Below are 6,927 nucleotides of genomic sequence, written 5' to 3' on the forward strand. Positions count from 1 at the left end.
CGGTGACAACGCGCCGCCTGGCGCGCATAGTCACCGGCTGTTCTTCACTGCTCCTTCATCAACGTCGTCAAGCTCGAGGCTGCGATCGGCAGCGTTTCGACTTGCGGCTGCTGGGTCTGAACCGACATCGAGGCACTATTGGCCGCCTCGTTGCGCGCGTTGCCGACGATATCCGGAACATCGAGTTGCCGCACCAGATGACCCGCAAGACGCAACGAAAGCGCGGCGATCGTGATAGTCGGAAAGTTGGCGCCGACAGTGGGAAACACCGAGCTGCCCGCCACGTAGAAGTTGCTCATCCCATGCACCTTGCAATCGCGATCCACCACGCCTTCGCGAGGTGAATCGTGCATCCGCGTGGTGCCCATGTGATGCCACGTGCCCTCCAGTTTCGCGGGCCAATGGCGGCCTTCGAGCGGTGCATCGAGTTCGACGTCCGCGATGCCGGCCATCTGCAACTCCTGCGCGAGCAACGCAAAGGTTTTGTCGAAGGTGCGCTTCACCTGTTCGCCCAGACGCCACTCCACCTTCACGCGCGGCATGCCGAACCGGTCGCGCTTATCCGTCGACAACGTGACACGGCTATCGGGATCGGGCACCGCTTCGACAATCGCCTGCAACGTCACGTCGGTGATCAGCGCCGGCCACTGCAGGAGCCGCGTCAAACCATACCCAACAGTGTGCAGCGGATGCGCGATCATGGTCGCGACATCGGTCTTCAGGCTGCGGCCCGGCTGATCCTTTTGCAAAAGCGCTTCCTTGCAATGGATCAGCGCCTCGGACCCCGCGGTTCCTTCGCCGTACCAGCGCGAATAAAGCCATACGCGCGAATTCAGCAACTTCTCGCGTTCCATCAATTCCTGCTTCGGCGCGAACTGTGAAGATATCTTCGTGCCGTGCGCCGACACGGCGGCATTCTGATAGTGATACTTGATGTCATACAGCTTGTTGCGGGCATTGCCGGGACGAAAACGCACTTTTCCGCACATCATCCGCGGATGATCCATGAAGTAGCGGCCCACCAGATCGCTGGCATTGCCGAGGCCCGTCTTCTGCACGTTATTCGACGCAAGCAGGAGGCGCGCATTCTCGATGCCGCCCGTGGCCAACACGAAAATCCGCGCGACCACCGTCATCTTGCGGCCACTGATGGTCGCCACCTGGAGCCGCGAAACCGAGGTTCCCTGAGCGTCGGCGTCGATATTCAGCACATTCGCGTACAGAAACACGCGCACCCGCGACGAGCGCGACAGCTCGTCACGATAGGCCTTGCCGAAGCGCACCGGTGGGCTGAATTGGGCGACGGTATCGCGCATATCGCCGGTTGCGAGCGGAATGCGGCGCACGTCGTGGCGGCCGATTTCGCGCTCCCAGTACGCGGGGTCGAAAGTCTGCGGGCCGAGCTTCAACAGTTCGTGCGTGCGCGCGTAGTACGGCGCGAGTTCCTCGAGGCCGAACGGCCAGCCGCTGTGCGCAATCCAGTCGCGCTTCTCGAAGTCCCACGGATCGAGCGGGCGGCACCAGCCACCCCAGCAGTTGCTGCTGCCGCCGAAGTAGCGGCTGCGCGAACCGTCCGCGAAAGTATAGGGAAGCCCGACGTTCTCGCCACGATAGAGGTCGCGGGTTTCGTCGTCCGGTCCGAACCCTCCGCTTTCGAGCATGCAGGTGTCGACTCCCGCCCTCGACAGCTCCAGCGCAAGCGTAATCCCGGCGACCCCTCCGCCGATGATGCAGACCGTCGTTTCAATGACCGTATTGTGTTCAACAGTGCGAGTATCGATGAACATCCCTACTCCCCATCTTCTTCATGCAGTCTGAGTGCGTCCGGCTACTCATCCAACCGGGGCTGGCAAGCAAACCACGCATACGCCGTTACCAAACACATCGTCGGCGTCGGTCGAGTCGCATCGACCGAGCATCCCAATGCGGGCGCCGACATTCCGGCTTGACAACGGCTGGCCTCCTCAGCGTAAAAACGCTGCGGTTCTTTCTCTGTGCTTCAGGTCACGGAAGCAAAACGCTTGCGGATAAAACGGCATGGATTGCCGCCATATACGCCCTCTGCATCGAGCGATCGATGCACGACGGACAAGGGCGTCACCACGGCCGACCGGCCGATCGTCACACCCATCTGCACCACACATTTCGACGTGATCCAGACGCCGTCCTCGATGACGATCGGCGCGACGCGCAGATCCATCGTCGTGCTCATCTCGTGAGAGCCGGCGCTCAGGAACGTACCCTGGGAAATGCACACATTCGAGCCGATGTGGATCAGTGCCTGGTTGTAGATCCAGACGTCGACGCCGAACCAGCAGTGATCGCCCACTTCCAGATTCCATGGCGCCTTCACCCGCAACGGATGCACGAAGCGGCAACCCGTGCCGATCTTCGCGCCGAACAGGCGTAACAGCGCAACGCGCACCGACGAAAGCGGCAGTAGCTTGTTGTTGATGACGCAGGCTTCGACGACAAACCAGATGAGCTCGATCAGGGCACCGCGCTTTGCGCGATAGTTTCCCTTTCCAGCCAGGCTGAGATCGATCACGCGGCCAGCCGCGCGGCCGCTTTCGGCTTCCGGCATACGCCCGATCTGCGGATCGTCTGCGACGTTACCCATCAGCTTTCTCCTAACGACGAACGGCATTCCACATGCCCATTCGCCCTGCTTACATTATGTTTCGGCTCCTTACTCAAACTGGCTTCCTGGCCGTGCAGGAAAGCGTTTTGGCGGCTCCGCGCGTGCTGGTTGGCGCACGATAGCTCTATTGCGACTGCATCTTCCTGGGACCTACCATGATCACCACGCTTCGGCATACAAGAACCTCGCTGTTGCTCGCGATCGCCACCTGTGCCGCGTGTGCAGCACCGGCGCTCGCGCAGAACGCAGCCCCCGCGCCCGCGGCCCCAACGCTCGCCGCCACCGGGGCGACCAGCTATGCCAAACCCGCTCCGGCCGCACGCGTCAAACCGGCCGACGCGCGTCGCAACAGCGAAACGCAACTGCTCGGCGCTCCGCGCGATTATGGCTCGCCGGACGCGCAGAAAGGCAATACCGTCGACGCCCAGCAGGCCGCGCTGCTCGACGAGCAACGCATGACGGTGTTGGGTGGTGCACAACCCGCCATGCGCAACAACAAGGCCCCAGGCGCCGCCAACGGCAAGGCGCGCGTAGCCGGCCAGCCAGGCCGTCCGAATGCAGCCGACGGCTTGATGCCTGCAGGCGCGGCAAAAAACACGTATGCCGATCCGTACGCTAGCAAGCACACCGTCTACAAGTCGCCGTGGTGATATCGCATTCATGAGATGGCCGCGTACCGGCTCAATCCGGCGCGGCTTCCTCCGTGGTAGCCGGCTTGCGTTGCCGCCGCGTCGCGGCGGCTGAGGCTCTCGCGGCACCGAAATACGGCTTCGCCACTTTCGTGCGCTTGCCACGTGAAACCAGCATTGCGAGCCGTTCTTCCAAAGTGCCAATGGTCGACTCCGGCGACAGTGCACGCTCCGCATAATTGCGCGCCGCCTTGCCGAGCGCCTCGCGACGTTCGCGATCACCTGCCAGCACCGTAAGCGCCGCCGTCAAATCCTTCACGTTGTCCGGCGGCACGACCACGCCGCGCGGCGCCACCGCGTCGTAGAGCCCCGTGCCGCGTCGCGCCATCGCGACCACCGCGCGTCCGCTTGCGAACATGCCGGTGAGCTTCGAAGGCATCACCAGATCCGCCGCATCGCCGCGTTGCGGCAGAACATGAATGTCGGCGAGGTTGAGCAGCTCGTTCAGACGGTCCGCCGGTTGCAGCGGCATGAAAACGCAATTCGGCAATCCCGCGCAGCGCTCGAGCAAACCCACTTTCGCCGCGCCGCTGCCGCAGAAAACGAAGGTGATATCGGCACGCGTGGCAAGCGCGGCCGCCGCATCGGCAACCGTTTCGATGCCCTGTTTCGCGCCCATGTTGCCCGAGTACAGCACTACCTTCTGGTCAGGCGGAATCCCCAGCAGACGCCGGTATTCGCTCGCGCGCGCAAGCGGAAAGATGGTCGACACATCGACCCAATTGGGCAGGCATACGACCCGCGAAGGCTCGACTCCCTTGATCACCGCGCGCGCACTCATCTGCGGCGTAATCGACGACACGGTATCGAAGCGCCGCAGCAGCGTGCTTTCGATCCAGCGTGCCACACGGGCCGCCCGCGAGCTTTTCAGAAGTCCCAGATCGAAAGCCGCATCGACCTCGAAGTCCTGAATGTGCAGCCACGCACTCGCGCGCGCCATCCGCGAGAGCAGCAACATGGCAGGCGCGCACATCAGCGTGGGCGCGATCAGCATCGCCGCGTCGGGGTGCCAGAGCGCCTGGCGCGCGAGCAACGGCAACGACGTTGTCGCGAAACTCGCCAGATGCAGCATCCGCTTCAGGCCGTTGGGATGCGCGGGCACCCACAGCGGCGCGCGCCAGATCGCGACACCATCGCGCGTCTCGCGTTGATAGCGCCACGACACATAGTTCGCCGCCACGCGCCACTCCGGATAATAGGGCGGCGCGCACACCACCCGAACCTCGTGACCACGATTGGCCAGAAGCACCGCCATTTCCGCCGTGTACTTGCCCACTCCCGTCAGTTCAGGCGCGTAGTTGAGGCCGTAGATCAGAATCTTCATTGTGGCTGTCAGAACGAGTTAGAGCTTCGCTTGCGCGACGAAGGCCGTGAGGCGAATTAGTCGCTCAGCATCAGCGCGCAGCCACGAGCGATATTGGCGGCGGCGGAAGGCGGATCGAAACGGCGAATCACATCCATGCAACGGCGCGCCGTGCCGCCGGCGTCGGCGAACGCTTCCATCGCCTTGAGCATCGTGCGTTGCAAGCCGGCCACATCGCCCGCCGTGAACGCATAGCCGCTCACGCCGTCGATCACCAGCTCCGGCACACAGCCGCAGCTCTCGCTCACCACCGCGGGGCAGCCATGCGCGAGCGCCTCGTTGACGACGAGTCCCCACGGCTCGCTATAGCTCGGCAGCACCATGCAGGTCGCGCCGTAATATTCCTGGGTGAGCGGTTCGTCCTGCAAACTGCCGGCGAAGGTCACGGCCTCGCCCAGTTCAAGTTCGGCCACTTTCGCGTGCAGCGCGTCCGCCATCGGCCCGGTGCCGACAATGCGCAGCTTCGCCGCTGGAATACGCCGCCGCAAACCGGCGAACGCGTCGATCAGCGTGCCGATGCCCTTCTCTTCCGAAAGACGGCCCACATAGAGAAACACCGGCGCATTGCCGGCGCGCGCCGCCACCCGCTCGACCAGCGCGCGCTCCGGCGAGAACGAGCCGGGCAATGCGGCGGCCTGACACGGCACAAAAATCTTGTCGCGCTTGGCGCCAAGTGAAAGCAGATACTCGCGGCTGCGCTCGCCGAAACCGAAATAGCCGTCGCAGAGCGAGAAGAACACGCGCTTGGGAATCGAGGTCAGCAGCTTCTTGGGTCGGTCACGCGCGGTGGAATCGCAGAACACCGCGCGCCGCTTGCCGGTCACGATGCACGCCGCCAGCATCGCCCAGTATTCCGGACGGTGGTAACCCGGCAGAACGATCAGATCCGATTTGGTCCGCAAAACTTCCCAGGTGAGCCGCGCGATCATCTTCATCGTCGGCACATCTTCGTAGCAGCCGTCGAACAGCTTCTGCATCGGATAGCGATGGTACGAATAGTCGACATCCGAAAAGCCGACACGATCGTGCTCGGTATCCGCAATCTGCACCATCGAGTAACGAATCGCGCCGGACGACGAAATGTTATGCAAAGCGGAGAACACGACACCCTTGTGGCGCGACCATACGACGTTGTGGAAGATGGTGACTGACGCAGTCATTTTTATGCCGCTCCTCGAAAAATCGTCCCTGTGTGCGTTGCCCGCTACCCGCGCGCCACGCGCCGCGCGTTCCCCCAATTCCCGACAACGCGCTCAACGGCCCCTTCAGTGCGCGCCTATACGTGCAAGGCGGCGACGGCGGTCGAGCCGGCGTGTAGTTCAACGAATTCCCGATACGTGGACGCGAGGCCTTCCTCGAGGCCAATGGTCGCGTGCCAGCCCATTTGCGCGAGCCGCGATACGTCGAGCAGCTTGCGCGGCGTGCCGTCAGGTTTGGAGGCGTCGAAGACGAGTTCGCCCTCGAAGCCCACTACCTTGCAGATGCACTCGGCCAGCTCGCGAATCGACAGGTCTTCACCGACGCCGACGTTGAACAGGCCGTCTGTCACGTTATGCTCGAGCACGAAGAGGGTCGCCGCGGCGAGATCGTCGACGTGCAGAAACTCGCGGCACGGCGTGCCCGATCCCCACACCGTCAAGGTCCCGCTGCCGTTGACCTTCGCTTCGTGCGCCTTGCGCAGCAGCGCCGGTAAAACATGGCTGCTGTTCAGATCGTAGTTATCGTTCGGGCCATACAGATTGGTCGGCATCAACGAGACATACTGCGTGTTGTACTCGCGGTTGTAGGCCTCGCACAGCTTGAGGCCGGCGATCTTCGCGATTGCGTAGGCGTCGTTGGTCGGCTCGAGCGGCGAGGTCAACAGATACTCCTCGCGGATCGGCTGCGGACACTGCTTCGGATAAATGCACGACGAACCGAAGAACACCAGCCGCTCGACCTGCGCGCGAAACGCCGCGTGAATCACGTTGGTTTCGATCACCAGGTTTTCATAGATGAACTCACCCGGCTGCGACGCGTTGGCGAGGATGCCGCCCACGCGCGCGGCGGCGAGCAGCACCACCTCGATCTTTTCCCGCTCGAAAAAGCCATTCACGGCGGCCTGATCCATCAGATCGAGCTCCGCCCGCGATCGCGTGACGACGTTGTAATAGCCCTCGGCGGCGAGCCGCCGGACCAGCGCCGAGCCGACCATGCCACGGTGGCCCGCGACGAAGATGCGTGCGTGTTTGTTC

General features: G+C 63.1%; 6 protein-coding genes. 1 reads left to right on the top strand and 5 read right to left on the bottom strand.

Going from position 1 to position 6,927, the window contains the following annotated elements:
* Window positions 1-44: 44 nt before the first annotated feature.
* Both QOC89_RS22090 and QOC89_RS22095 read right to left on the bottom strand, forming a co-directional pair.
* Window positions 45-1,787, bottom strand: a complete 1,743-nt coding sequence (locus QOC89_RS22090; RefSeq protein WP_323046964.1) for a GMC family oxidoreductase — start codon at window positions 1,785-1,787, stop codon at window positions 45-47.
* Window positions 1,788-1,999: 212 nt separating this feature from the next.
* Window positions 2,000-2,620, bottom strand: a complete 621-nt coding sequence (locus tag QOC89_RS22095; protein WP_323046965.1) for a putative colanic acid biosynthesis acetyltransferase — start codon at window positions 2,618-2,620, stop codon at window positions 2,000-2,002.
* A 176-nt stretch (window positions 2,621-2,796) separates the two neighbouring features.
* On the opposite strand from QOC89_RS22095, the gene QOC89_RS22100 reads away from it, so the two are divergent.
* Window positions 2,797-3,291: a hypothetical protein gene (locus QOC89_RS22100; RefSeq protein ID WP_323046966.1), complete on the top strand. Its 495-nt coding sequence runs from the start codon at window positions 2,797-2,799 to the stop codon at window positions 3,289-3,291.
* Window positions 3,292-3,322: 31 nt separating this feature from the next.
* On the opposite strand, the gene QOC89_RS22105 is transcribed toward QOC89_RS22100, so the two are convergent.
* The 3 genes from QOC89_RS22105 to QOC89_RS22115 form a co-directional block, all read right to left on the bottom strand.
* Window positions 3,323-4,654, bottom strand: coding sequence for a glycosyltransferase WbuB (locus tag QOC89_RS22105; protein WP_323046967.1), 1,332 nt, complete (start codon window positions 4,652-4,654; stop codon window positions 3,323-3,325).
* Between the two features lie 56 nt (window positions 4,655-4,710).
* A complete protein-coding gene (locus QOC89_RS22110) occupies window positions 4,711-5,853 on the bottom strand; it encodes a glycosyltransferase family 4 protein (protein WP_323046968.1) in 1,143 nt (380 codons plus the stop codon).
* Window positions 5,854-5,969: 116 nt separating this feature from the next.
* Window positions 5,970-6,927 (bottom strand): GDP-L-fucose synthase (locus QOC89_RS22115; RefSeq protein WP_323046969.1); only part of this gene is annotated, 958 nt, incomplete at its 5' end.

The sequence above is a fragment of the Paraburkholderia sp. genome (assembly GCF_034668105.1).
Classification (GTDB): Bacteria; Pseudomonadota; Gammaproteobacteria; order Burkholderiales; family Burkholderiaceae; genus Paraburkholderia.

Excerpts from the sequence above, each read along its gene's own strand:
- QOC89_RS22090 (WP_323046964.1), bottom strand. The coding sequence starts at position 1,787 with ATGTTCATCGATACTCGCACTGTTGAACACAATACGGTCATTGAAACG.
- QOC89_RS22095 (WP_323046965.1), bottom strand. The coding sequence starts at position 2,620 with ATGGGTAACGTCGCAGACGATCCGCAGATCGGGCGTATGCCGGAAGCC.
- QOC89_RS22100 (WP_323046966.1), top strand. The coding sequence starts at position 2,797 with ATGATCACCACGCTTCGGCATACAAGAACCTCGCTGTTGCTCGCGATC.
- QOC89_RS22105 (WP_323046967.1), bottom strand. The coding sequence starts at position 4,654 with ATGAAGATTCTGATCTACGGCCTCAACTACGCGCCTGAACTGACGGGA.
- QOC89_RS22110 (WP_323046968.1), bottom strand. The coding sequence starts at position 5,853 with ATGACTGCGTCAGTCACCATCTTCCACAACGTCGTATGGTCGCGCCAC.